Below are 25,177 nucleotides of genomic sequence, written 5' to 3'. Positions count from 1 at the left end.
GAGGAAATAATCATGGGCTTTTTAAAAAATGCATCCTTAAAGAACAAACTGTTACTTACTGTTTCGATTATTGTATTAGTTCTCATTTCCATTATTACTACGCAAAGTATTACTGAATTAAACAACCGAATGAACGTTGATCTTGAACAAGAATTGACAAGTGTTGGCTTATTAACAGCCATGAATCTTGATAGTGATGACATTAAAGAATTATTATCAAAAAAAGGGGAAAATAATGCAGAATTCAAGAAAATTCAAGAGAAGTTAGACCTGATACAAGAACAGCAAGGTACTATGAGTTGGAGTTATATTTGGGATGTGCAAGATGAAGGTGGTGTTAATCCGATAGGTTATACATCGAATCTGAATGAGGTATATGAAGCAGGTGAAATCTTTAAAGATTTAGCGGATGAACATGTTGAAACAGCTAGACTAGCGATTGAAAATAATCAGACAGAAGTAACAGATATTTTCGAGGATCCTTTTGGCTCTTGGAGAACTGTTTTTAGTCCTATTAAAGATGATAGTGGCAATTTGATTGCATTACTTGGGATTGATTATTCTGCAGATTATATTAATACAATTATTAAATCAAGTGTTATTAAACAAATTGCTATAGCGGCAATTGGACTTGTTATTTTATTAATTTTACTTTACATAATTATTGATCGACTACTAAAACCTTTGAAGAAAGTAGTAAATGTTGCAAACCAAGTAGCCAATGGTGAATTGAAAGATGTGGATTTAGAAATTACAAAAGATGAAATTGGTAATCTATCTCAATCAATTAAAACAATGGTTACAAATTTACAACATATCATTCTGAATATAAGAAATACATCAGATCATGTTTCTTCTGCAGCCAATCAACTGACTGTCAATGCAGGTGAAACGTTAAATAGTTCAACTAATATCGCTAAAGATATGAGCGAGATAACGCTAAATGCCGAAGCGTCTATGGTTATGACGGAAGAAACCGCTGCTGCAATGGAAGAAACCGCAACAGGTATTCAGCAAATTGCTGATTCAGCAAATACTGCTGCCGAATCGTCTATTGCAGCTTCCCTTGCTTCAGAACGTGGCGACCATGTTGTTCAGCAAGTGATTGCGCAAATGCAATTAATTAATAATTCAGTTGAACAAATTGGTACGACTATAAACGGCTTACATGTCAATACGAAAAAGATTAGTGATATTGTGAGTATTATTACGGCAATAGCAGATCAAACGAACTTGCTAGCACTCAATGCAGCTATTGAAGCAGCAAGAGCTGGAGAGCATGGCAAAGGCTTCGCAGTAGTTGCAGATGAAGTAAGACGTTTAGCTGAACAATCATCACAATCGGCAACAGAGATTTACAATCTGATTAGTACCATTCAATCAGATTCGAACGCATCTATTACGGTGATGGAAAAAGGAAAAGCAGATGTTAAAGTCGGTATGGAATTCACAAATGAAGTAGGGAAGATATTTAATGAAATTCTTACTTCAGCAGAAGAAGTTGCAAACCAGATACGAGAAATCTCTGCAGCATCTCAACAAATCTCTGCATCCTCAGAGGAAGTTTCGGCATCTGTCAATAACATTAAGCAATCGGCAGAACAATCATCAGAGTTCTCGTCAAATGTATCGAAAGCCACACAAGAACAATTGGCAACAATGCAAGATGTTAAAGAAGCATCTACTTCTTTAGGACAGACTGCACAAGAATTGCAGGCACTGGTAGCCAAATTTAAATTGGAGAATGATCATGATGGAAATTAATTTCAAAGGAAAAAATGTGCTAATTACCGGTTCCAGCAAAGGCATAGGGAAAGCCATTGCCTTAGCATTTGCGAAGCAAGGAGCCAATGTATTGATTAACTATATCGGTGATGATAATGAGGCTGAAGCAGTCCGTATGCAGGCGGAAAAATATGGTGTTCATGCATTAAAGTACACTGCGGATGTCTCTAATTCTCAGCAGGTACAAGATATGTTCCTTTACATGGACAATCACCTAGGAGCTATTGATATTCTCGTCAATAATGCAGGGTTTGCACAGTCTTCTAGTATCACAGATTTAACAGATGAACAATGGGACAGAATGATTAAAGTTCATCTATATGGATGTTTTTACAATTGCCGAGAAGCCGCAAAAAGAATGAAAGAACGCAACAACGGAAAAATTATTAATATTTCCTCGGATATTGGTAGTTTAGGCTGTGAAGAGTTTACGCATTATTCGGCAGCAAAAGGTGCTATCAATGCTTTCACAAAAGCTTTGGCAAGAGAGTTAGCACCCAATATATTGGTCAATGCAGTAGCTCCAAGTGGAACGCTGACTGACATTCTACAAGAATTTGGTGAAAATTATATTGAAGAAGAGTCTGCTAAATATCCATTAAAGCGATTGGCACATCCGGAGGAAATTGCAAAAAGTGTATTGTTCTTAGCCTCTGATCATGCTGAATTTTATACAGGTCAAGTACTCACACCTAATGGTGGAGTCGTGATGAATGGATAATGTAATAACTGAGGAGCAATAAAATGTTAAATATAATCGTCTTTAGCTTGTACTTAATTTTTATTTATTATATCGGATATAAAGGCTACAAACGTGTAAAAACAGCAGAAGATTTGATAGTAGCCGGTTGGAGTATGCCACTATCGGTGGTCACAGGAAGTTTAATTGCTGCATTATTAGCAGCCCCATTCTTTTTTGCCGCTGTAGGTTCGGGGTATACAAGTGGTGGCTTTGAAGGTTCTGCAACAATGGGTGGCTTAGGAACTTGTATGATTCTAGGGGCGTTGATTTGGACAAAACCACTGAGAAGATTAAAGGGCTGGACTTTAGCGGACTACTACGGTTTAAGATATGGTAGTAAAAAGTTAGGTGCATACACCGGAATCGTCATGGCAATTGCATTTGGTGTTTTTAATGCTGCTGCCTTAACTGTTGGCGGAACATACATTATACAGCAACTATTGCAAATTGAATTTCTTCCGGCAGCACTGCTATTTGTTTCCTTAACGGCTCTTTATTCAGTAATTGGTGGTTTATGGGCCGTAGCATATACTGAAATTGTACAAGGGGCACTTGCAGTAGCCGGCATTTTAGGGATTACTATCTTTATTCTATTCTATTATCCTGACGTTACATTTAACCCAGAGTGGTGGAATATCAGTGAGTTATTCAATAAGGCTGGTGCAGAATTTTGGACACTTTATCTTGTACTTGCACTTGGTGACATTCCAGCAGTGGACTTAGGACAAAGGGTTGCAGCTGCCAAAAGTCCAAGGGTAGCACAGCGTAGTATGATTATTGCAGGTTCAGTCATCATTGCGATTAGCTGGATACCAGGTATGTTAGGTGAAGCTTTCAAAACGATTTACCCTAATAGTACAAATCCAGAAACGCTAATGCTTACTTTTGCCCAAGGGTACTTCCCACCGTTATTGGCGGCTATCTTTTTAACTGCCATGGCAGCGATGGGGATGTCTACTGTAGCAGCATGTTATGTTGCAACTTCTGGTATTGTGACAAAGAATATCTACCTAGATTTCATTAATCGTAATCCTGACCCTAAAAACCTATTAAGATTTTCGAGATTAGTGATTCTATGTAGTGCTTTACTCGGTTTAGTACTAGCGATTAGCTTTCAAAAAGTCATTGATTTAGCTTATTTAGCATGGGATGTTATATTTGTAACGATTTTCTGGCCAATCGTTTTAGGACCGTTTTGGAAACGTGTAAGCACGCCAGCAGTATGGGCTAGTATCTCAGTAGGACTAGTCTATTATATAATTACGACACTAACGTTTGTGCCTGGGTTTAATGTACAATCAGAAGGTTTCCTAGGTTTATTAAGTGAGTTATGGTTAGCACCTGTTTTCTCTGGTGTAGTTATATCAGGTATAACAATTGTTGTTGTGAGCCTTCTGATCCCTCCTACACAACATGTGCTTGATATGCATAAAATTGAAAAAGATAAAACGTTAGATGATGTGGGGAGTAAAGATGAACTAATGGAACAATCAAATTAATTGACGATAGTCTATTAGGACACACTGATAATTTATGTAACACAACAACATTGCAGTATGTGATGTTGTTGTGTTGTTTTATTTTATCCTTTAATCTCCAGATAAATTAAGCATGAAAAGTGTTTCTCTTGAATAAGATTTCTAGTAAATAGATATTTTCCTATCTATTATTTTTCTGAAGGTGGGATTTTTGTGAAAACCTTTTTTCTACTGTTATTAGGTATTATCTATTTGATGCTAGCAAATGCAATGGAAGTAGCTATAGTAAGAGGTATATTTTTTTATATTGGATTAGGATTATTGACGGTAGGGATTTTCCGTTATGTTAAGGGAAAATACAGATCTTTCAGCAGAAACGCAGCATTGAAAAGACAAAGCGAAGAGGAACTAATGAATATTCCACATACCCAATGTACAATTTCTAGTGACTGCTTACATGCATTGTTATTAAATGAACCGACTAATACGCTGTTGCTTGCTAATAGAGCAGATTGGGAAGCTGAAGTGACAAAGAAAGAAATACAGTTTCAAAAAATATACGAAGTATCTATAGTAGAAGATGACAATATTATAATTGCTAGTACTAGAAATGGTTTGTTAAGCGGATCATTAATCGATGGAGAGCAAGACCCTTTACCAGATGCTGATGATTTACAAGAAGAAACAGATGATACAGTATCACAAATAGCTTTAAAAATAGTCGTTGATAATTTATCTACACCCATCTTAGAATATGTATTTATGGCAAATAACAAACCGATTTCCAGAGAAGAGGACGCATATAGTGAAGCATTAGAGTTATGTGAGCAATGGTATCGAAAGATAAGTATCATTATTAAGCGATATGAACTTGAGAGAGTCCCAATTCGAAATTGGCATTGACTATTATTGCGTGAAAAAATAAAACGAGGCTGGGACAAAACTTTAAATATTAACAAAGAGAAGCAAAGGTATTATTAAATTTTTACTATCTAAAATGAAGAAAAATTTAGACGTTCTTCCTTTTGGCATAAATAAAATTTAGAAGAGAGCACTAGTTGATAGTATCGAAGGCCCGCCCCTGGAAAGCGTCCGCCGTAGTGGACATCAACGTTTACAGCAAAAAAGTGTTAGATCGACATCAGTCAAACTAACACTTTTTCTCTTTTGTCCCAGCCTCGTTTTAAATTTTAAACTTCTGTAGTTGTATGTTTAGCTCTTCAGCCATATCAGCCAGTTGGTTTGCACTTTTTGAAATTTCATCCATGGTAGCTGCTGTTTGTTCTACGGTAGCTGTTGTTTCTTCCACACCAGCAGCAGATTCCTGTGAAATAGAGGCTATTTCATCAATAGAAACATTTATGGATTCGGAATTTTGCACAACTTCGTTTAGATTGCCTGAAATGACAGTAATGTTATTAATCATCTCTGTCACAGCATCAGAAATATGATCGAATGTTTCGTTTGTTTGATTCAGTTGGGAGGTTCCTTTTTTTACTTCCTCGTAGCCTAATTGCAGAGAATTTGTCACATTACTTGTTTCACTCTGGATACGATTGACGATTGTTGATATATCCGTTACAGAGAACTGCACCTGTTCTGCTAGCTTACGCACTTCATCGGCTACAACGGCAAAGCCTTTTCCGTGTTCTCCTGCACGTGCTGCTTCAATTGCCGCGTTTAGTGCAAGTAAATTTGTTTGGTTTGAGATCTCATCAATGACTGAAATAAGCTTTGAAATTTCAGCAGATTGCTCATTTAAGCCTTCTACCTTTTTCACTGAATCTAATACAATCTCATTAATCGTAGCCATTTGCTGTGTTGAACGTACCATTAAGTCCTTACCTGTTGTTGTTAAACTTTGTACTTGACCTGAATGCTCTTTTAATTCCATGCCTTCTTGTGTTGTATCCTGAATGCGGCGTCGGAAAGTTGTCATTGTTTCTGCTAAATCGCTAGCAGTCGATGCTTGTGTCTCTGTCCCTGTAGCTAGCTCTTGCATTGTAACGCTAATTTGCTCTGTCCCTGTTTGCACTTCATTTGAAGATTGAGCCAGCTCTTCACTACTAGCTGCTACATTTTCTGAGACAGCATGAATCGTGCTAATCGTTTGGTTTAGCTGCTCACTCATGTCATTTGCCGAAAGCATTAATTGGCCAATTTCATCTCGATGAGTAATTGGCAGTGGTTCGTTTCGGAGGTTTCCGTCAGCTAATTCTTTCATGCGTTGTGAGACGATTTTTATAGGTTTTGAAATTTGGCTTGCTGTACTAATGGCTATTAGGATTCCTACTATTGTCAATAGTATACTGACAATTACGCCAATTGTTTTATTGTTTGAGCTTGTCGAGATAACTTCATTGCCGATGGCTGTAATATCCTCAGCGCGTTTAGTTGATAATCCTTCATAGCCTTTTCGTACTTCAGTTACAAGATTATTAATAGCAGTTAAATTATCTAATGCTAATTGTTTATTGCCACTTTTATAGACATCAAATACTTCACTATTTACTCGATTGCTCCATTCGCGTGACATTTCTACAATTTTTGCACGCTCAGTGCTATTGTCGTACTGTTCAATAATGCCGTTGTTCTCTTCAGCAATTTGACGATACTCATTAAAAGTATCTATGTATTGTTCCTCTCCTGTTACAACATAGCTTAAAGCCGCAGATAGTCGAACGCTTGTAGACATGGCTAAATTTTTACTGGCAGTTAATACAGCTAGATCTTCTTCAACAAGTCCCTTAGCTTGTTGTTCCATCTTAGTATTAGAAATATAGGTATAGGCTGTAAAACAAATAACTAAACCTAGCAAGACGATAAATGCACTTAAAATACGAGCTTTAAGTGTTTTAAATTGAAATAAACCTTTCATTTTTCCCATCCTTTAATTGACCCATAAATGAGCAGCCCTCAAATGTTAATTGTTATAGTACAATTATTATTTTATATCTATTTTAAAAGAAAAATAAGACTTTTTTATCGGAATTTTAAAAATAGTTTTATTAGTATAAGACTGTAGAAAGTTAAGGCCGCTAACCTCCACCATCTAGTTAAATGTATGTACGTATATTTTTATTTCAATTTTCAAAAAGAAACGAATGTGAAATTTATCACTTCCAATTGTAGATGAATGGACAGGATTTAATGACTACTTTCTCAATAAAAATGCTGTCCAAAGTTTATTGGACAGCACCTCTAGTGATAGAAAGGGAAAAAATATATTTAGTTGTTGCATAAGCTATGACTGCTATAGCACTATAAGCTAGTTCGAATGTTCAATGAAGTTTTGTGCAAATTCATATATTTTATCGGCAGGTACTGCTAGATTTAGGTTTTGCCCTTTATCAAAACCGCCAGTTATTAGACCTACTAGTCTTCCGAACATATCTAACAGTGCACCACCAGAGCTACCATTGGAAATAGGGGCAGTAAATTGTATCATCGGAATATTATCAATGTCTCTGAATCCTGATACGATGCCATCGGAAAAGGAATTAAATAACCCTAATGGACTTCCTATAGCAACAATCTTTTGACCTCTAACTAAATTGTCATCAGTTTTTAGCGTGAGTGGTGCGCAGTTTTTATCCACTTTAATAATTGCCAAGTCATACAGCTGATGATACTTAATGAATTTATCTGTAAGATATTCTTGCGTATCGTTTTCATATATAACCGAGTAGTAATGCCCTCCTCCAACTACATGTAGATTCGTTAAAATATAACCACTACTATGGATAATAACGCCTGAACCACCGCACATAATTTTATTTTCTTTATCGTACACTTTGATCATGACAACGGCGTTCGATAGCCCCGCTAACTGCTCATAGCTTAATTCGCCAGCATTGACCGGACTTTGCTTTCGGTTGGCAGTATTAGACGGCGGGGATTGAAAGATCATATGTGGTTTGGAAGGCGATATGGCATGCTCTTTTTCTGTTGCAGCTATAAATTCAGGAATGCTGACTTCAGCTGAATATAAGGTTGTGCATTTATATAATGTTGAGTGTGTGGCTATGTCAGGAAACAAATTGGCAATGTCCTCTTTCGGGTTCATATAGCATATATCACAGCCAAGACTAGATAAGAAATACAAAAATAAAAATTCATGATGTTTAATATCTCCGATAAAAATAACTTTTGGAGACATATTGATGGGCTTAAAAAGCTTTGGTAAATAGATTTCTATCCAGTGTAAAAATTTCACGACAAAATTTTTTAATAATGTCGCATTTGAATTAGGGTAGGTTTTTGTATATATTTCAAGGATTTTAATAAAGTTGATTTTTTTAGTCCATTCAAGAGTATCGTTATCTAATTGACAGCAAAGAGGTGTTTGATAGAGTGAATAAGCATCAATAATCGGATTATCGACGATCGTCTGCCAATGATGCCAAACAGTTGATAATCTATTAATATCATTTTTATCTGTTATTGCTTCGAGTCCATTCAAACGTAAGTAGTTTGTAGTTGATATGCTTGAAGTAAAATATTGGTCTATGCTAATGATATTTTCAACGTAATGTTCGATGGTATTCGGAAGGCCAATATATCTTACGAAAAGAATTTCTTTGCTAACAGAATCAAGATTATTTTTATTGATGAGCATAAAATCTTCGAGAGGATTTTGTGTTTGTTTAAGTTGGATTTTTAAAGGTTTTGTTTTCACTATCATATCCATTCTCCAGTTAAAATTATTTATTTATTACAAGTATAGAGAAATTTCAAATCGTTGCATAGTTAAATTTTTACAGTTTAGTTGTTGATAAACAATCCATAATTTTTTATGTAAATAGAAAAGGCTATTCAATAAGCAGAACATGCTTATTGAACAACCTTAAAAAAGTTTTCCTTATTACTTTGCTTTTTTTGCTTGTCGTTCCCATTGAAGTAATGAAGGATATGGATCAAATGCCCATTCCGTGCGTCCGTTAAACTTGTAAATGCCATAATGAAGATGTGGTGGGAATTTTCCGGATGTCCCTTCTTTGCCGTAGCCGGAGCTTCCAACATAACCGACAACTGTTCCAGGCTTTACAATGTCTCCAATCTCAATATCCTTATGAAAGCTACCTAGGTGGGCATAATAATGATATGAATTATGATTATCCCGAATGCCAATTCGCCAGCCACCAAATTGATTCCAGCCTTTTACTTCGACTACACCATAGGAAGTAGATAGCACAGGCGTACCATAGCCGGCAAAAATATCGGTTCCTTCATGTATTCGTCGTCCGCCCCAGCCTCTATTATCGCCCCAAGTTCCTCTAAAGCTGTAATTGTTACGGACAGGGATTGGGAAGGTATGTGCATCAAGGTCTGTTGTTTTAAAATGCCTATACAAGGTGGATATTGTTGTGATTTGATTGACGGCTTCTTCACTTCTGTAGTATTCCCATAACGCTAATTTAAAATCTTCGTCCGTCGAACCAAACTTACTTAAATAGCTGGCCATGGAAAATATTACATCTTCATCATCTTTCGGACTTGCAATACCATCACCATCGCCATCAAGCCCCATCCCTCCGAAATAACTAATGGTTTCGGGGATTGTATCTTCCTTTACAGGATTCAATGCACCTGACCAATATTCGTCAGAAAATTGAATAGCAATATAACTTTCACGCTTTGGTATGTCTGAGCGGACCGACTGTAAATTTCGTTCGTATTGGTCGATGGCAGCTAAGAAGTGCCATGGAATCAATAATTCATCAAATTGTACATAATAAGACATTCGTTGTTGTAAAATCTCCTCTTTAGAGTGCTCTTCATTTGCCAATGTAACAATAGGTAGAGTAAAACTCCATATGAATAACAATGTTAAAAGGAAAATAACATGACGACGACTCAATAAATGAACCTCCTTTCTACAGTTAGAATAACCGAATTTAACTATTTCATAAGTATAGTTTGTCCAACGAAGTACGATCATCTAGTGATTCACTTGTTACAACAGTTTGAAGGCAAACTAAAAAGCAAGGTGGATTTTTTAGCTATGATTTGTGTAGCGGTATGAAATGAATTTTTTAGCAGAAGTGTTCTTGGAACTAACCTAGGTATGGAGTGTAGTTTGGCTATCATTCAAACACTATGCATCGGATTATTTAAAGAATGCAAAAAAGTAATGGGTATCATAATGTCTCTTATTTCATACTATGTTATAAATCAAGCCCTGAATGGAGGGAAGGCTATCAACATTTTAAACAAAGTGATGAGCTATCGCGAAGAAGAAAATCGACTGAAGTGGGAAGGTACATTTGCAGATTATTTAAGCATTATTAAGGAAAGACCTGAAGTTGCTCAAACTGCCCATTCACGCGTCTACAATATGATCAAAAGTGCAGGTTTAGAGGAACGCGACGGGCAAAAGATGTATCAGTTTTTTGGTCAAGAAATTTTTGGGCTTGAAACAGCAATTGAAAGATTGGTGGAGGAGTATTTCCATCCTGCAGCACGAAGATTGGATGTAAGGAAACGAATTTTGCTACTAATGGGACCAGTAAGTGGTGGTAAATCAACGATTGTAACCTTGCTGAAACGAGGACTTGAGCAATATTCGCGAACGGATGAGGGAGCGGTCTTTGCAATTAAGGGATGTCCAATGCATGAAGACCCCTTACATTTGATTCCTCATCATTTACGCAAAGATTTTTATGAGGAGTATGGTATACGGATAGAGGGTAGTTTATCGCCTTTAAATACGATGCGTCTTGAAAAGGAATACGATGGACGTATTGAGAATGTCATCATTGAGCGTATTACTTTTTCGGAAGACAAACGAGTAGGGATCGGAACTTTTACACCTTCTGATCCAAAATCGCAGGATATCGCGGATTTGACGGGCAGCATTGATTTCTCGACAATTGGTGTGTTTGGGTCAGAATCAGACCCCCGCGCTTATCGCTTTGATGGGGAACTGAACAAGGCCAATCGAGGAATGATGGAATTCCAAGAAATGCTGAAATTAGACGAAAAATTCTTATGGAATTTATTGTCACTAACTCAGGAAGGTAATTTTAAAGCGGGGAGATTCGCATTAATTAGTGCTGATGAGTTAATTGTGGCACATACAAACGAAACCGAATATCGTTCATTCATTTCTAATAAGAAGAACGAAGCATTACATTCTCGAATTATTGTCATGCCGATTCCTTATAATTTGAAAGTAAGCCAGGAAGAACTGATTTATGAAAAGATGATTAAGGAAAGCGATATAGCTCATGTTCATATTGCACCACATGCATTGAAGGCCGCAGCAATCTTTTCGGTCCTAACAAGACTGGAAGTTCCGAAAAAACAAGGTGTGGATCTTATTAAAAAAATGCGCTTGTACGACGGAGAAAATGTGGAGGGATTTAATTCCGTTGACTTAGAGGAGCTTAAAAAAGAGTTTCCAAACGAAGGCATGAACGGTATTGATCCACGGTATATTATTAATCGGATTTCTTCAGCCATTATTCGCAAAGAAATACCATCTATAAATGCGTTAGATGTTCTGCGTTCACTGAAAGATGGGTTGGATCAGCATGCTTCCATCTCGCAGGAAGACCGAGAAAAATACATGAATTATATTGCAGTTGCTAGAAGAGAGTACGATGACATTGCGAAAAATGAAGTGCAAAAAGCATTTGTTTATTCGTATGAAGAGTCTGCAAAAACATTAATGAATAATTACCTCGATAATGTTGAGGCATTTTGTAATAAAAACAAAATTTTTGATCGTTTGACTGGTGAAGAAATGAATCCTGACGAAAAATTGATGCGTTCAATTGAAGAACAAATCGGCATTTCGGAAAATGCGAAAAAGGCATTCCGTGAGGAAATTTTAATCCGTATATCTGCGTATGCGAGAAATGGCAAACGATTTGATTATAATTCTCATGAAAGATTACGAGAAGCGATTCAGAAGAAACTATTTGCAGACTTAAAAGATGTTGTGAAAATTACAACGTCTTCTAAAATGCCAGATGAATCGCAGTTGAAGAAAATTAATGAAGTTGTGGCAAGACTTGTTGACGAACATGGTTATAATACAACATCCGCAAATGAATTATTGCAATATGTAGGTAGTCTATTGAATCGATAAAGGCTGAATAGGAGTGTCCCATTTTTAGGGCACTCTTTTTATCTTCATTCATTTTTGAGGAAGCCAAATGAAGTAGCGGAGCATAGGCTAAACTTGCCGCGCCCTGAGTCTTTAGCGACCGGACTGACATCATGAGGGACTTCCTTCGAGCAGCTGAGCATCATTTGAAAAACAGACGCATTGTTTATGTGTGCGAAAATGAAGTGCCAGCAAAAATTTCAATAATGTGTAATTGATTTTAAAAAAAGTGCAATATAGCTGATTACAAGCATAGTATAGAAAAAGTAAATTTGATAGATGGGTGAGGATGAAAATGACTGAAAATCAGAATAAACGATATGTCATCTCTCAGGAAAATTGGTCCCTCCATCGTAAAGGGCACCAAGATCAACAACGGCATATGGAAAAAGTTAAAGATGCCATTAAAAATAATTTACCAGATTTAGTAAGCGAAGAAAGTATTGTGATGTCCAATGGCCGCGAGGTTATTAAAATACCTATACGTTCTCTGGATGAATATAAGATTCGATATAACTACGATAACTCGAAACATGTAGGCCAAGGACAAGGGGACAGTAATGTAGGTGATGTTGTCGCACGTGAACCAGGTAGAGGAAATCAAGGTAATGGCCAAGGCAAAGAAGCAGGTGATAAGCCTGGTAAAGATTACTATGAGGCAGAGGTAACCATAGAAGAAATACAAAATGTGTTATTTAAAGAGTTAGAGCTACCAAATTTACAGCAAAAAGAAAAACAAGATATTAAAACCGAAAAAATTGAATTTAATGATATAAGAAAAAAAGGGCTTATGGGCAATGTCGATAAGAAGCGTACTATCCTAAATGCACTGAAACGGAATGCAATGCAGGGGAAAGCAGAAATTACGCCGATTCATAATGATGATTTGCGCTTTAAAACATGGGATGAGGTAGAAAAGCCAGAATCGAAGGCAGTAGTCCTAGCTATGATGGATACCAGTGGTTCGATGGGTTCCTTTGAAAAATATTGTGCCAGAAGCTTTTTCTTTTGGATGACGAGATTTTTACGCTCAAAGTATGGATCAGTGGAAATTGAATTTATTGCACACCATACGGAGGCCAAAGTGGTGACCGAGGAGGAGTTTTTTACTAAGGGAGAGAGTGGGGGAACTATTTGTTCATCTGCCTATATAAAAGCCCTAGAACTAATACAAGAAAAGTATAATCCTTCTCGCTACAATATTTACCCGGTACATTTTTCGGACGGTGAAAACATTTCGATGGATAATGAGAAGTGCTTGAAGTTAGTTGGAGAGCTAATGGATGTTTCAAGTATGTTTGGATACGGTGAAGTAAATCAACATAACCGTTTTTCTACACTAATGTATACTTACAAAAAAATCGAAGATGAGAAATTTAGGTATCATATTTTGAAAAAAAAGGGCGATGTCTATGATGCCCTAAAAAGTTTTTTCCAGAAAAGTGGATCTTAATTTGTAGATTAATGATGGAGGGTACTGAGTATTCAAATCCAAAGGAGGGAGCGGAAAATGGAGAATGAGCTTCACCGAGCGATTGATGAAATAACAGAAATTGCGACAGGTTTCGGTTTAGATTTTTACCCGATGCGATACGAAATATGTCCAGCAGATATTATTTATACATTTGGCGCATATGGTATGCCTACACGTTTTTCGCATTGGAGCTTCGGGAAACAATTCCATAAAATGAAATTGCAATATGATTTAGGGTTAAGTCAAATTTATGAATTGGTCATTAACTCGGATCCATGCTATGCATTTTTACTTGATACAAATTCATTAACACAAAATAAGCTAATCATTGCCCATGTATTGGCCCACTGCGATTTTTTCAAAAATAATGTGCGCTTTTCCAACACAAGACGAGATATGGTCGAGAGCATGACAGCAACAGCTGAACGAATTGCAAGCTATGAAAGTGAGTACGGTAAGGAAGAGGTTGAACAGTTTTTAGATGCAGTGTTAGCTATTCAAGAGCATATCGATCCATCCATAGTACGACCTAAGCTGTTTAAGGATGATGAGGATGAGTACGAAGAAGAAATGATTACGTCAAAGTCACCATATGATGATCTTTGGAGCTTGGATGAAAAGGAAAAAGAGCATAGGCCGATTCGAAGAAAGATAAAGCCATTTCCGTCAAAACCAGAAAAAGATATATTGCTATTTATTGAGGAACATAGTCGAGAGCTGGAGGAGTGGCAGCGCGATATTTTAACAATGATGCGTGAGGAAATGCTGTACTTCTGGCCGCAATTAGAAACAAAAATAATGAATGAAGGCTGGGCATCTTATTGGCACCAACGAATTATGCGTGAGCTCAAGCTCACTACAACAGAAACGATTGAATATGCTAAATTAAATGCAGGCGTTGTGCAACCATCAAAAACGTCTATTAACCCTTACTATCTGGGACTGAAGATTTTTGAGGATATTGAACAACGCTATAATAATCCAACAGAAGAAATGACAAAGCTGGGTGTACTACCGAACTCTGGTCGTGAGAAAATGTTTGAGGTGCGAGAGATTGAATCGGATATTTCTTTTATTCGTAATTACTTAACGAAGGATTTAGCAAAACAAGAGGATCTTTATCTGTTCCAGAAAAAAGGCAATGAATACCGCATTACAGATAAAGACCATGAGATGGTGCGCGATCAGCTCGTATCCATACGAGTAAATGGTGGATTTCCATATATCGTCGTAAAAAATGGCGACTACTTACGGAATGGTGAATTATATTTGGTGCATGGCTACGAAGGGATGGAGCTTGATCCACACTATTTAGAGAATGTTTTACCCTACATTTATCAACTATGGGGGCGCCCAGTACACTTGGAAACGTGTGTTGATGCGAAGCCTGTACTATATTCATATGATGGGACTAAAAATTATAAGCGTTCTGTATAATTGTAAAACTTCTATCGGTTGGAGAGATAAGTTAAATCCTGCAGATAGAAGTTTTACTAGTTAGATTCAATGGGGTATAACGCTTATTCTTTTTTCTTGGTGTTTCTTTTTAAATGATCTTGGTTTTCTTCTTGATTTTGATTGGAACTTGAATGTATGTCGCTATCGATTACTGAGCTATCACGTACTTTTATTCCTTGTTATCCACCGGTTTCGTCATTGTCATTACCCGCTATGCCACTTCTACCATTCCCATCAGCGAATTGAGAATTATGGTTTCTTGTTTGGCTACCGTTTAAAGCATTTTGCCCACCTCGGTTGGCATTTGTCCCCACATCTTTATTAATCTGTCCACCACCCTCAGCTCTTTGTTCAAAATGGATATCCGTATTTCCAATATTAAACGTGAGATGAATCGTGATATTATCTTTTGCGTGATTTTTTGAATGTTCTCTTTCCGGTTCTTCTGATGAATTATTTCTCCTCGAGAAATCTTTATATCCCATCGTTTGCTTACTCCTTTCATCCAGGTATATTACTAACGTATTAACTTAACTTGAACTTACTTGTACGTGTAGCCTTGTACTGACATAGAAATATTTCAAAGTAAGTGTCATATTAAAACCTAGTACGAGAAATAAATGCTGAATAACTGCTCGCTATCGTGAAAATTTGTTAAAATGAATAAGATTATTTGAATAACATAGAACTGGAACGGTGAAAAACGGTGAGAACATTTAAAAAGGTTTATATAGAAATTACGAGTGTCTGTAACTTAGCCTGTAGTTTCTGCCCGCCGACTGCACGTGCAAAAGGGCTGATTAAGGTAGAGCAATTTAATAAAATCCTTGATGAAATACGACCACATACTAAATATATTTACTTGCATGTCAAAGGGGAACCACTGTTGCATCCCCGCATTGATCAGTTATTAGATGCTGCACATGCCAAGGGCTTTAAGGTCAATATTACAACCAATGGGACATTGATTAAAAAGAATCGTGAAAAATTATTAGGAAAACCTGCGCTACGCCAAATCAATTTCTCATTACATAGCTTTGATGGTCATGAGGGCTCAGAGAATCGTGAGAAATATTTAGGTGACATATTAGATTTTGTTCGTGATGCAAAAGACTTTAATACCATCATTTCATATCGTCTCTGGAATTTACAAAAGGAACATGTAACGGATATTGCGGCGAGACGCAATCGCGAGACGTTAGAAATCTTAGAAAATGAATATGAACTTGATTATCGTATTGAGGAAGAGGTTCAACCGGGGAAAGGCGTGAAAATTGCCAACAATATTTATTTGAATCAGGATCATGAGTTTAGATGGCCTAGTCTACTTGCGCCTGAGGATGAGGGCAAAGGTTTTTGTCATGCATTACGTAGCCAAGCTGCGATTCTTGTGGATGGTACTGTTGTGCCGTGCTGCCTTGATGGAGAGGGTGTTATCAATTTAGGTAATGTCAATCAGACATCATTTACAGATATCGTCGAGGGTGAACGTGCGACTAATATTGTTGATGGTTTTTCAAGACGAGAAGCGGTCGAAGAACTATGTAGAAAATGCGGCTATCGTCAAAAATTTGGCATGGAATAACTAACTCTATCGACATAAGCCGATACATCTCATGAGCAGTGTTGCCATAAAAAGCATTATGAATATTTATATAAAACGAAAAACAGCTCAAATGGAATTGTTATCCATTCGGGCTGTTTTTCTTTGATTGTGCATCGACAGTATCTAAAAAATCCTTTGTTATGCGTACAACATATTTTACTTCATCTAAATTACGCTCTCTTAGTAATGAGCGATGAATGTCGAGCATAAGATTTTTCTCTTCAATATCGGTAGCACCAGATAATTTTTGAAAATTAAAAAGTTCTTCAGGTGCAATATCTAATGCTTTCATAAGCATTTCTAATGTGCTTAATGTGATATTAGATTGACCATGCTCAATATTTGAGATTCGACCTTTACTAAAACCTAACTTCCCCGTTCTTTCTGCAACTTCTTCTTGACTAAGACCCTTAGATAATCTGATGATACGGAGTTGTTCGCCTACTAGCTTTAAAAAGTCTGACATATCATTCACCTCTATGTAAAAAGCTAGAGAAAAACATTTAAAATGCATATACCATTATATTTGTATAATAGAGAAAAAGTTTCATTAAAGTGGTACAATTGAGAGGGGGAATAATTTATCCGTGTGAGATTTAACAATTATACATAAAAATATGTAAAAAAATTCAAGAAAATATGTTGTAGACTAGGCAAATAAAAGTGAGGGATACAAACATGATAAAACGTTATAGATTAAACGAAATAGTTTTAATTGTTGCCGGATTATCAGCACCAAATATGCATTATTTCTCAAATATAAAGCGTTTTAAGTATGTAAAAGTACCAGCTAAGACAATCATTCTTGCTAAAAATGGCATGAGTAGCACAGAAAAAAATATCTACCAATGTGAAACAGAAGTTTGCATTAAAAATGATATCGTAGCAATCATCCCAGATGAAAGCATCATTTTGAGTGATTACCTACTGTATTTTCTCAAATGGTACCAGTTAAGTAATGATTGGCAACATTTGTATTATGCAACCGTAGATCTCCCTGAAATTGAAGTGCAAACGGAAATCGTGCAGTTTTTAAATGCCCTGCAGCTTTTAATGAAAAATAAGGAAGCCTTAATAACAGCGGTAGAAGGTTTACCCCAGCATTTTAGCAATATTTCATTGCAGGTAGAAAACCATACTAGCGACTTACATCGAGGATTTAATCAAGCTCAAAATTGTTATAATTCTTTGCTTCATAAAGTTTTTAAAGGTGATTTTTTTAAAGAAATCCAAGAAACACACTTTTCGATTGAAAGGCTGTGTGAAATAAAGTAACAAAAGATTTGTCGGTGCAAGAGGTGACAAGTAGCTCCTACACCGACTGTTTGTTTTAGCTATATTTGAGCGATAATAAACAAATACTCTTGCATGTGAAATGTCTTGTGGATCTTTATGCAAACGAAAAGCCTCTTCTTATATCAAATCAGATTTCAATAATAATTGGCAATATCATTGGTTTTCGCTTCGTTTGAGAAAAGAGATATTGGCCCACTACTTTCTTAATTTCTTTTTTTAAGACGAATATTTGCTGTTTATTTTCTTCCTGCAATTCATTAACCGTTGTTTTTACGAGAACATCTACTTTGCTTAACAGTGTTTCCGAATCTTTTGCATAAACAAACCCACGTGAAATCTTGTCAGGTTCTGAAATAATCGTGCCATCTACCTTACTTAGCGTTAACACAATAACGAGCATTCCATCTTCAGACAGCTGTTTACGGTCACGTAATACAATACCTTCCACTTCACCTATACCAATGCCATCAACATAAGTATCACCGGATGGAATTTTGCGAGTTTGCCGAGCCTGTGCATTTTCTATATCAACGACATCCCCATTTTTCATGATAAAGGTATGACCTCTTTTGACGCCTACCGCTTCTGCTAACAACCGATGCTGGTGTAACATACGAAATTCCCCGTGAATGGGTATGAAAAATTTTGGCTTCATAAAGGTCAGCATTAACTTTAAATCTTCTTGATAACCATGTCCAGAAACATGCATCCCCGTATTACTAGCAGAACCATAAATTACCTTTGCTCCTAGCTGAAATAAATTATTGACAATACGTGATACGCCTTTCTCATTTCCAGGAATAGGAGAAGCGGCTAAAATAACCGTATCATCAGGTAACACTTTAACCTCGCGATGATTTCCGCTAGCTAAGCGAGAAAGCGCTGCTAAAGGTTCCCCTTGACTACCTGTACATAAAACAACCACTTCTTCTGGTGGGAGATACTTTACTTCGCGTGCATCGATTAGCATATTGTCTGGTATTGTTAAATATCCTCGTTGTAAAGCAACGTCTACCACATTCACCATACTACGCCCAAGCAAGGCCAATTTTCTGTTTGTGGAAATTGCTGCGTCGACAATCTGTTGAATACGATTTACGTTAGAGGCAAATGTAGAGATAATGACTTTACGTTCTGCATGTAAAAAAGCTTCTTCAATATGACCACCGACAAGTTTTTCTGATGGTGTTAATCCAGGTCGTTCGGCATTTGTACTTTCAGATATCAGAACAAGCACACCCTGTGTACCAATTTCGGCCATTTTATGAATATCTGCATATTGATTGTTCACAGGTGTTAGATCGAATTTGAAGTCGCCAGTGTGTACAACATTACCTCCAGGCGTGTGAAAAACGATGCCTAAGCAATCAGGTATACTATGGTTCGTCCTGAAAAAACTAACATCAACTTGTCCGAAGTTTAACGTGGAATCGGAATGTATTTCTATTAAGTCTGTCTCTCGCAAAAGCTTATGTTCTTTTAGCTTTAGCTCAATTAATCCGAGTGTAAAACGAGTTGCATAAATAGGAACATTTAATTTTTTTAAGAGATAAGGAATGCCACCAATGTGATCCTCATGTCCATGTGTCACAATCAGTGCTTTTACCTTATCTTTATTTTCCTGCAAATAAGTAATGTCGGGAATAATCAAATCAATGCCCAATAAGCTCTCATCTGGAAACTTAGCACCACAGTCGATAATCACCATGTCATTTCCGTATTGTACAACATACATATTTTTACCGATTTCATTGATGCCTCCTAAGGCAAAAATGGATAATGTATTGTCTGTCATAGCCAATGTTATGTCCTCCTATTTTTAACTTACTACAATACTTTTTAGTATTGCTTCGGGTGATGTATCCTATACTTTTGATGCATAATCAAAGAAAAAAGAAAACAACTATGCTTATAAAAAAATTGCATAGTTGTTTCATGTGGTTGAAAACACTATAAAATTGATTGGAGTAATCGTGACCAATAAACGACCATTTAAAGCGTACAACATTTACGAAGATTCCTTAGACCATGTTGTTTCTTAACACTATATAAAGACTGTGGCTATAAAATAATTTGCATAGGCGTTTACTTTCGGTTTGATGATAATTATTCTGCCAATGCTAAGACAGACAAAGCATTTAGATGTAATGGATGTTATGGATGGATAGAAACTGCTGTACCAATAGGCACGATGCTAGCAAGCTCTTCTACATCATGATTATGCATACGTATACAGCCACGTGAAACGGCATGACCAATAGAACGAGGATCATTGGTACCATGAATACCATAGTGTTCTTTAGATAAACTCATCCACATTGATCCAAAAGGTCCACCTGGATTAGGTGCCTTATTAATAATAATAAAACTGCCTACAGGTGTATCATGTAACATTCTACCGACGGCAATAGGATATTGTTTTTGAAGAATTCCATCTTTGAATAATCGTAACCAACGATTCTCAGTGGAAATATCGATTTGATAAGGGATTGTATTAGGATCTGGAAAACCCGGTATAACAATTTGTTGTCCGATATAAAGAACATTTGGATTAATGCCTGGATTAGCCCCGATTATTGAAGACAAAGGTGTCCGATAATCTCTAGCGATTTGAGATAATGTTTCGCCTGCTTTGACTGTGTGAATCACTGTAATCACCTCCTGATTTTTAGTTGTTATAGTGTATTTTATGCATGTTAGAGAGAAAGTGCCGAAAGTGATTTTGCAAAGGATGAAATGAAGAAATAGCGGTTAAGTTAAGCGCAAAGAATATCTGATATTAGGGGAGCATGTCATCATGAGGGAATTTAAAATAACTTATTTTTTTGACGAAATGCATTATGTCCGGAGATTTATTCATATGGAATCGCAAGAAAAAGCTGAGCAATTAGTTCAAAGTGAGCGAGATCAATATATTTCATTTACAGATAGTAGAGGAATTTATCATGAACTGCATACAAGGCATGTCCGAGTCATTCAAATCTCGGAATACCATCGTGTAGATAAAAAGAAGCTTTAATCGGTAAGTCTTACGGAATAAAAGTAAAACGCTGTAGACACATAATATATTCACCTTTACACACATTATAGGTAAAGGAGAGTGAAATGATGGACAAAGAAAATGTACCCCATGACAAAAAAATGTTTATGAATTTAGCGAGCAAAGATAAACCCGACATGGTTGATTCGGATACAATTAGTATTTTTGATTTGCACGAAGACATGCAAACAGTGGATAGTATACCAATTGAAGAGCTCAATAAAAGGGTAAAAAGAGAAGGCGATGAACTGATTGAAATGCAACCTGATGAATTATAGGAATGGAGGTATTAGTATGAACAATCATCATGAAGCTCAGTTCACTTCTTCCGGTACGAATATTAATGAAGTAAAAAGACAAAATGCTGCTTCTGGGTTATCGTATAATGAAGTAAAAGAGCTGTTAGCTAAAAATGGCGGACAGGGTACAGCAATCTATAGTGATACGAACGTTCAAGAAGTGAAAAAGGAAAATCAAACATATAAGCATAAATAATAATGGCTCAAGAGGAGTGCGAAATCTATCTTATTTCGTGCTTCTCTGATTGTCCAGTACAATCATTAGTAGAAAGGAGTGGAAGTAATTGTCTACCGATGAAAAATGTTGCCCATTATGTGGAGAAAAAAACGGTTGTGAGCTTGTTGCAGGTCAAAATACTTGTTGGTGCATGAGGGAAAGTTTTCCAGAAGGCATATTCGAAGCAGTAACTGAGGAACCTCATAAATGTATCTGTCAAACGTGCTTAAATACATATAAAGGTGTGTAGTTTTTAGAATCTGTTGGTACAAATGTCTATTGCACAACAACCTACAGGGCATACATTACTCTGAAAGGAGTGTGTCTAATGTCTAAACCAATTGAACTTAGTAATGTAACGCAGGCATATTTAGAGGAATATCAAAAAATCCTCAATAAAATGATGCAGGGTATGACCTATGTTACGATTACATGTAGCATTTCAGAGAACTTCATTAAACAAATAATTCCACATCAAATAGCTGCTATTAAAATGTCAGAAAATGTTTTACGTTATACAACCAATATACCTGTTCAAAACTTCGCATTAGAAATTATAAAAACTCATTCTGAAATAGTGGAAAATTTAGAAGCAATACAAAATAGATGTTGTATCGTGCAAAATTCAGAATATGAATTATATGAATATATGTGTGCATTTAAAGAAATAACAGAAGCCATGTTCCAAGCAATGTGTTCGCCGCCAATTTCAAATAGTATCAATGTAAATTATATTCAAGAAATGATTGTCCATCATCAAGGTGGCGTACGATTGGCACAAAATGTTTTAAGATTCTGCATTTGCCAAGAGCTAATACCAATTCTCCAATGCATGATTCAAACAATGTGTCGTCAAATCGATGAGATGGAAAAATTACTGGAAGGCTTGCAGGATTGTTAAGAACCAGACGCTAAAATCGGTGGTGATTTTAGCGTTTTTTGTTATCTAGAAAACAATTTGCAAAAAATTGATGTCTATTGCGTGTACAAAAAAATATAATTATCTAAAGAGTTAACGTCCATGCTATGCGTGTTTTCGTATTTGTCTTTTTTCATTTACAGTAAATATAGATGGATGAGGCCGTGGATTCCCACTACTGGCGAACGCTTTCTGCGGTGCATCTTCCTTCGCTACGCTCAGTTCGAACGCGAAAGTACAGAGTAGATTGCTAATTTCGGTTACCCAATACCATTGAAAGTCGTGATTCTTCCTGAGATGAAGTGAATGGTGCGCACATAAACGTTACTGTACGCTGTTCACTGTCATAGAGACACCATTCACGATGGTCGACAACAGAACCAACATTAATGCCATATTGTTTTTCTTGTAAAGTAATTGGTTGACCAAAATGAATCCGAATGGGTAACTTTTTATTACGACGATAAAGACCTGACTCATGACTATGTCCGAAAAACAGAAGCTGTTTTTCGATTGTCGGAAAAGTAGGTTGCCATGTAACACTCCATTTAAATTGATGACCATGCATAAGTGTTGCTCCATCAATTTCCATTGTTTCAGGTAGTTCGATAAAACGATTGATGCCGGTCACTTGTGTAATTCGTTCTTCTTGATTGCCTCGGATAGAGGGGAACGTTAGTAAATTTTCAAAATCTTTTTCTATAATAACGGCTTTTTGCAACGGCAAGTCAGACACTGCTTTCGCCCTTTTTTTACTAACGATACATTCATATAAATCACCTAATCCAATTATTTGAGCATCATTTGCTGTTTGTTTTATATGGGTCAATACTGCTTTTGTATCTTCTATACTAGAATGTAAATCTCCTAAAAGTGCGTACAGCATGTTAATCAGGCCTTTCCTCAAAAAATGATTGTACAAGTATCATACACCTAACAGAAATTGATAGAAAAGTAAAATGTATAAGTATATTTTATGACACATCATTGCTATTTTCGAATGTTTAGAAAAATTGCCATCTTATTGATAGCTTGTTAAAATATAAAATATAGTCAAAATTTTCTGAATTCATATACTAGAATAGTATTTTATCGGCAGTCATAAAATTTAAACTACACGATGTTGGTGTAATAATCGTAAACCATTAGGGGGGCCTATAATGACAATGTTAATGACGGATATTTTACAGAACTATGCAGAGCAACAACCAGAGGCAATTGCAACAATGTATGGCAGCGACAATGTGACCTATGGTGAATTTTATAAGCGTGCAAGTAAATTTGCAGCATATTTACAAGCGCAAGGTTATGAAAAAGATGATGTTATTGCATTGTACACGCTCAATTCAGATTTATTTTTAATTGCTTATATCGGAGTTCAAATAGCAGGCTTTGTTGTCATGCCGATTAATACAAAATTGGCTACACCAGAGGTTGAATTTATTTTTAATCATTCACAAGTAAAAGGTCTTATTTATGATGAACGAATCGAGGATACTATTGCAGAAATTCCCTATGCATTCCAACATGTAATAGGTTTAAAAGACATGGCAGAAATTATTCAAAGTTTTGAAGGGCAAAGCAAGACTGTCTTACTAGAAGCAAATGATACAGCTGTGGTGATGTATACTTCCGGTACAACGGGTAAGCCCAAAGGAGTGATGCTGACCCATCAAAATATTGTTGCGACAGCAGACATTTGGTCAACATCCATGAACATGAAGAAACAGGATAACATGTTTATATGTACACCCCTATTTCATTGTGCAGGACTCCATGTATTTGCTATGCCGATGTTTTATAAGGGAGGGACTGTCATTATAGAGGAAGGATTTTCTCCAACAAATACGCTTGTACAGCTTGCAGACTCACAAGCGACTATTTTCTTTGGCGTGCCGTCCATGTATACAATTATTTTAAATACACCGGCATTTAAGGAACATACATTTAAGAATTTACGTTTACTTTGTTACGGAGCCGCACCGATGCCTTATGAGCTTGTTAAACAGGTCAAAGAGGCATTTCCACAGGTGAAGGTTCAAAATTTATATGGTCAAACAGAAAATTCACCAGCGGCTACTTCTCTACTAGATGCTGATGCATTGACGAAAATTGGCTCGGTTGGGCAACCGTTAGCACAAACCGAGGTACGCGTAGTTGATAGCTATGGCGAATCAGTGCCAGCAGGTGAGGTTGGAGAGATTTGTGTGAAAGGGCCGCAGGTGATGAAAGGTTATTTACGAAATGATGAGGAAACTGCTCGAACGATTCGAGATGGCTGGCTTTATTCAGGAGATTTAGGGCGCTTTGATGAAGAAGGTTATTTATATATTGTAGACCGTAAAAAAGATATGATTATTCGTGGCGGTGAAAATATTTATCCAATTGAAGTGGAAGAAGTTTTATACCAATTGCCAGATATTTTAGAAGCCGCAGTTGTAGGTTTACCGCATGAAGTTTATGGTGAGGTACCAAAGGCGTTTGTTGTTTTGAAGGAAGGGAAATCTTTAAATGAAGAGACAATTCTAGCATATTGCCGTACACAACTTGCGAAATATAAAATGCCTCATGAAATTGAATTTTTAGTAGAGTTACCACGTAATGCATCTGGCAAGGTGCTGAAACATACATTACGCCCTACTGTGAAAACAACTTAATATATTGTGAGAACAAGAGTAAGTTCATTAAAAAGTAGCATGATAGAATAGGAACACCTATAAAATTAGCGTATAATAGAGACTACAATTAAT

The 25,177-nt window shown here is 36.5% G+C and carries 23 protein-coding genes; 15 read left to right on the top strand and 8 right to left on the bottom strand.

The genetic code is table 11. The features are described from left to right. Positions 1–12 precede the first annotated feature (12 nt). The 4 genes from C9J35_RS12115 to C9J35_RS12100 all read left to right on the top strand — a co-directional run bounded on the left by C9J35_RS12115 (position 13) and on the right by C9J35_RS12100 (position 4,908). Positions 13–1,764, top strand: a complete 1,752-nt coding sequence (locus C9J35_RS12115) for a methyl-accepting chemotaxis protein (protein ID WP_107924710.1) — start codon at positions 13–15, stop codon at positions 1,762–1,764. Continuing rightward, complete coding sequence (locus C9J35_RS12110; RefSeq protein WP_235616291.1) at positions 1,751–2,506, top strand: SDR family NAD(P)-dependent oxidoreductase; 756 nt, start codon at positions 1,751–1,753, stop codon at positions 2,504–2,506. The genes C9J35_RS12115 and C9J35_RS12110 overlap by 14 nt, the downstream gene beginning before the upstream one ends. Before the next feature lie 23 nt (positions 2,507–2,529). Next, positions 2,530–4,026, top strand: a complete 1,497-nt coding sequence (locus C9J35_RS12105) for a sodium:solute symporter family protein (protein WP_107924708.1) — start codon at positions 2,530–2,532, stop codon at positions 4,024–4,026. A gap of 192 nt (positions 4,027–4,218) precedes the next feature. Continuing rightward, positions 4,219–4,908 carry a hypothetical protein gene (locus tag C9J35_RS12100; RefSeq protein WP_107924707.1) on the top strand — a complete coding sequence of 230 codons (690 nt, stop codon included), beginning with the start codon at positions 4,219–4,221 and terminating at the stop codon, positions 4,906–4,908. 280 nt (positions 4,909–5,188) lie between these two features. Here the strand turns inward: C9J35_RS12100 and C9J35_RS12095 are convergent, their stop codons facing one another. From C9J35_RS12095 to C9J35_RS12085, 3 genes are all read right to left on the bottom strand, one after another. After that, positions 5,189–6,883 carry a methyl-accepting chemotaxis protein gene (locus C9J35_RS12095; protein ID WP_107924706.1) on the bottom strand — a complete coding sequence of 565 codons (1,695 nt, stop codon included), beginning with the start codon at positions 6,881–6,883 and terminating at the stop codon, positions 5,189–5,191. A gap of 390 nt (positions 6,884–7,273) precedes the next feature. Further along, positions 7,274–8,689 (bottom strand): trypsin-like peptidase domain-containing protein, encoded by a 1,416-nt coding sequence (locus C9J35_RS12090; protein WP_107924705.1) that lies wholly within the window; start codon positions 8,687–8,689, stop codon positions 7,274–7,276. A gap of 180 nt (positions 8,690–8,869) precedes the next feature. Further along, a complete protein-coding gene (locus tag C9J35_RS12085) occupies positions 8,870–9,865 on the bottom strand; it encodes a M23 family metallopeptidase (RefSeq protein ID WP_235616290.1) in 996 nt (331 codons plus the stop codon). A gap of 339 nt (positions 9,866–10,204) precedes the next feature. On the opposite strand from C9J35_RS12085, the gene C9J35_RS12080 reads away from it, so the two are divergent. The 3 genes from C9J35_RS12080 to C9J35_RS12070 all read left to right on the top strand — a co-directional run bounded on the left by C9J35_RS12080 (position 10,205) and on the right by C9J35_RS12070 (position 15,029). Next, positions 10,205–12,100, top strand: a complete 1,896-nt coding sequence (locus tag C9J35_RS12080; protein ID WP_107924745.1) for a PrkA family serine protein kinase — start codon at positions 10,205–10,207, stop codon at positions 12,098–12,100. A gap of 313 nt (positions 12,101–12,413) precedes the next feature. Beyond that, the gene (gene yhbH / locus C9J35_RS12075) at positions 12,414–13,571 is read left to right on the top strand and encodes a sporulation protein YhbH (RefSeq protein WP_107924703.1); all 1,158 of its coding nucleotides are present in this window, start codon (positions 12,414–12,416) and stop codon (positions 13,569–13,571) included. Between the two features lie 57 nt (positions 13,572–13,628). Continuing rightward, positions 13,629–15,029 (top strand): SpoVR family protein, encoded by a 1,401-nt coding sequence (locus tag C9J35_RS12070; protein WP_107924702.1) that lies wholly within the window; start codon positions 13,629–13,631, stop codon positions 15,027–15,029. Between the two features lie 200 nt (positions 15,030–15,229). Here C9J35_RS12070 and C9J35_RS12065 read toward each other — a convergent pair whose 3' ends face one another. Next, positions 15,230–15,535 (bottom strand): hypothetical protein, encoded by a 306-nt coding sequence (locus C9J35_RS12065; RefSeq protein ID WP_235616289.1) that lies wholly within the window; start codon positions 15,533–15,535, stop codon positions 15,230–15,232. 221 nt (positions 15,536–15,756) lie between these two features. On the opposite strand from C9J35_RS12065, the gene C9J35_RS12060 reads away from it, so the two are divergent. After that, positions 15,757–16,635: a radical SAM/SPASM domain-containing protein gene (locus C9J35_RS12060; RefSeq protein ID WP_054767665.1), complete on the top strand. Its 879-nt coding sequence runs from the start codon at positions 15,757–15,759 to the stop codon at positions 16,633–16,635. A gap of 100 nt (positions 16,636–16,735) precedes the next feature. Here the strand turns inward: C9J35_RS12060 and C9J35_RS12055 are convergent, their stop codons facing one another. Next, the gene (locus tag C9J35_RS12055) at positions 16,736–17,122 is read right to left on the bottom strand and encodes a helix-turn-helix domain-containing protein (protein ID WP_107924701.1); all 387 of its coding nucleotides are present in this window, start codon (positions 17,120–17,122) and stop codon (positions 16,736–16,738) included. Between the two features lie 212 nt (positions 17,123–17,334). Between C9J35_RS12055 and C9J35_RS12050 the strand changes: the two genes are divergently transcribed. Beyond that, the gene (locus C9J35_RS12050; RefSeq protein WP_107924700.1) at positions 17,335–17,931 is read left to right on the top strand and encodes a restriction endonuclease subunit S domain-containing protein; all 597 of its coding nucleotides are present in this window, start codon (positions 17,335–17,337) and stop codon (positions 17,929–17,931) included. Positions 17,932–18,079: 148 nt separating this feature from the next. Here the strand turns inward: C9J35_RS12050 and C9J35_RS12045 are convergent, their stop codons facing one another. Then, positions 18,080–19,747: a ribonuclease J gene (locus C9J35_RS12045; protein WP_107924744.1), complete on the bottom strand. Its 1,668-nt coding sequence runs from the start codon at positions 19,745–19,747 to the stop codon at positions 18,080–18,082. Positions 19,748–20,106: 359 nt separating this feature from the next. After that, positions 20,107–20,601: a L,D-transpeptidase family protein gene (locus C9J35_RS12040; protein ID WP_054767667.1), complete on the bottom strand. Its 495-nt coding sequence runs from the start codon at positions 20,599–20,601 to the stop codon at positions 20,107–20,109. Positions 20,602–20,812: 211 nt separating this feature from the next. On the opposite strand from C9J35_RS12040, the gene C9J35_RS12035 reads away from it, so the two are divergent. The 5 genes from C9J35_RS12035 (at position 20,813) to C9J35_RS12015 (ending at position 22,409) form a co-directional block, all read left to right on the top strand. Further along, entirely contained in the window at positions 20,813–20,971 is a 159-nt protein-coding gene (locus C9J35_RS12035) for a hypothetical protein (protein ID WP_235616288.1), read from the top strand. Positions 20,972–21,060: 89 nt separating this feature from the next. Then, positions 21,061–21,270 carry a YczO family protein gene (locus C9J35_RS12030; RefSeq protein WP_107924698.1) on the top strand — a complete coding sequence of 70 codons (210 nt, stop codon included), beginning with the start codon at positions 21,061–21,063 and terminating at the stop codon, positions 21,268–21,270. A 16-nt stretch (positions 21,271–21,286) separates the two neighbouring features. Continuing rightward, a complete protein-coding gene (locus C9J35_RS12025; RefSeq protein WP_054767668.1) occupies positions 21,287–21,487 on the top strand; it encodes a gamma-type small acid-soluble spore protein in 201 nt (66 codons plus the stop codon). Between the two features lie 88 nt (positions 21,488–21,575). After that, entirely contained in the window at positions 21,576–21,758 is a 183-nt protein-coding gene (locus C9J35_RS12020) for a cysteine-rich CWC family protein (protein ID WP_107924696.1), read from the top strand. A gap of 78 nt (positions 21,759–21,836) precedes the next feature. Next, the gene (locus tag C9J35_RS12015) at positions 21,837–22,409 is read left to right on the top strand and encodes a DUF305 domain-containing protein (RefSeq protein WP_107924695.1); all 573 of its coding nucleotides are present in this window, start codon (positions 21,837–21,839) and stop codon (positions 22,407–22,409) included. Positions 22,410–22,677: 268 nt separating this feature from the next. Here the strand turns inward: C9J35_RS12015 and C9J35_RS12010 are convergent, their stop codons facing one another. Further along, positions 22,678–23,313, bottom strand: a complete 636-nt coding sequence (locus tag C9J35_RS12010) for a metallophosphoesterase family protein (RefSeq protein ID WP_107924694.1) — start codon at positions 23,311–23,313, stop codon at positions 22,678–22,680. A gap of 274 nt (positions 23,314–23,587) precedes the next feature. Here C9J35_RS12010 and C9J35_RS12005 point away from each other — a divergent pair, with 274 nt between their 5' ends. Continuing rightward, positions 23,588–25,084 (top strand): class I adenylate-forming enzyme family protein, encoded by a 1,497-nt coding sequence (locus C9J35_RS12005; RefSeq protein WP_107924693.1) that lies wholly within the window; start codon positions 23,588–23,590, stop codon positions 25,082–25,084. Positions 25,085–25,177 lie beyond the last annotated feature (93 nt).

Source organism: Lysinibacillus parviboronicapiens, from assembly GCF_003049575.1.
Classification (GTDB): domain Bacteria; phylum Bacillota; class Bacilli; order Bacillales_A; family Planococcaceae; genus Lysinibacillus; species Lysinibacillus parviboronicapiens.
The sequence above is the reverse complement of the archived record's forward strand: the minus strand, read 5'-3'. Positions and strand labels throughout refer to the sequence as shown.

What these genes read in the sequence shown, in the direction of transcription:
- C9J35_RS12115 (WP_107924710.1), top strand. Translation starts at nt 13, where the DNA reads ATGGGCTTTTTAAAAAATGCATCCTTAAAGAACAAACTGTTACTTACT.
- C9J35_RS12110 (WP_235616291.1), top strand. Translation starts at nt 1,751, where the DNA reads ATGATGGAAATTAATTTCAAAGGAAAAAATGTGCTAATTACCGGTTCC.
- C9J35_RS12105 (WP_107924708.1), top strand. Translation starts at nt 2,530, where the DNA reads ATGTTAAATATAATCGTCTTTAGCTTGTACTTAATTTTTATTTATTAT.
- C9J35_RS12095 (WP_107924706.1), bottom strand. Translation starts at nt 6,883, where the DNA reads ATGAAAGGTTTATTTCAATTTAAAACACTTAAAGCTCGTATTTTAAGT.
- C9J35_RS12090 (WP_107924705.1), bottom strand. Translation starts at nt 8,689, where the DNA reads ATGATAGTGAAAACAAAACCTTTAAAAATCCAACTTAAACAAACACAA.
- yhbH (WP_107924703.1), top strand. Translation starts at nt 12,414, where the DNA reads ATGACTGAAAATCAGAATAAACGATATGTCATCTCTCAGGAAAATTGG.
- C9J35_RS12070 (WP_107924702.1), top strand. Translation starts at nt 13,629, where the DNA reads ATGGAGAATGAGCTTCACCGAGCGATTGATGAAATAACAGAAATTGCG.
- C9J35_RS12065 (WP_235616289.1), bottom strand. Translation starts at nt 15,535, where the DNA reads ATGGGATATAAAGATTTCTCGAGGAGAAATAATTCATCAGAAGAACCG.
- C9J35_RS12055 (WP_107924701.1), bottom strand. Translation starts at nt 17,122, where the DNA reads ATGTCAGACTTTTTAAAGCTAGTAGGCGAACAACTCCGTATCATCAGA.
- C9J35_RS12050 (WP_107924700.1), top strand. Translation starts at nt 17,335, where the DNA reads ATGATAAAACGTTATAGATTAAACGAAATAGTTTTAATTGTTGCCGGA.
- C9J35_RS12045 (WP_107924744.1), bottom strand. Translation starts at nt 19,747, where the DNA reads ATGACAGACAATACATTATCCATTTTTGCCTTAGGAGGCATCAATGAA.
- C9J35_RS12035 (WP_235616288.1), top strand. Translation starts at nt 20,813, where the DNA reads ATGGAATCGCAAGAAAAAGCTGAGCAATTAGTTCAAAGTGAGCGAGAT.
- C9J35_RS12030 (WP_107924698.1), top strand. Translation starts at nt 21,061, where the DNA reads ATGGACAAAGAAAATGTACCCCATGACAAAAAAATGTTTATGAATTTA.
- C9J35_RS12025 (WP_054767668.1), top strand. Translation starts at nt 21,287, where the DNA reads ATGAACAATCATCATGAAGCTCAGTTCACTTCTTCCGGTACGAATATT.
- C9J35_RS12015 (WP_107924695.1), top strand. Translation starts at nt 21,837, where the DNA reads ATGTCTAAACCAATTGAACTTAGTAATGTAACGCAGGCATATTTAGAG.
- C9J35_RS12010 (WP_107924694.1), bottom strand. Translation starts at nt 23,313, where the DNA reads ATGCTGTACGCACTTTTAGGAGATTTACATTCTAGTATAGAAGATACA.
- C9J35_RS12005 (WP_107924693.1), top strand. Translation starts at nt 23,588, where the DNA reads ATGACAATGTTAATGACGGATATTTTACAGAACTATGCAGAGCAACAA.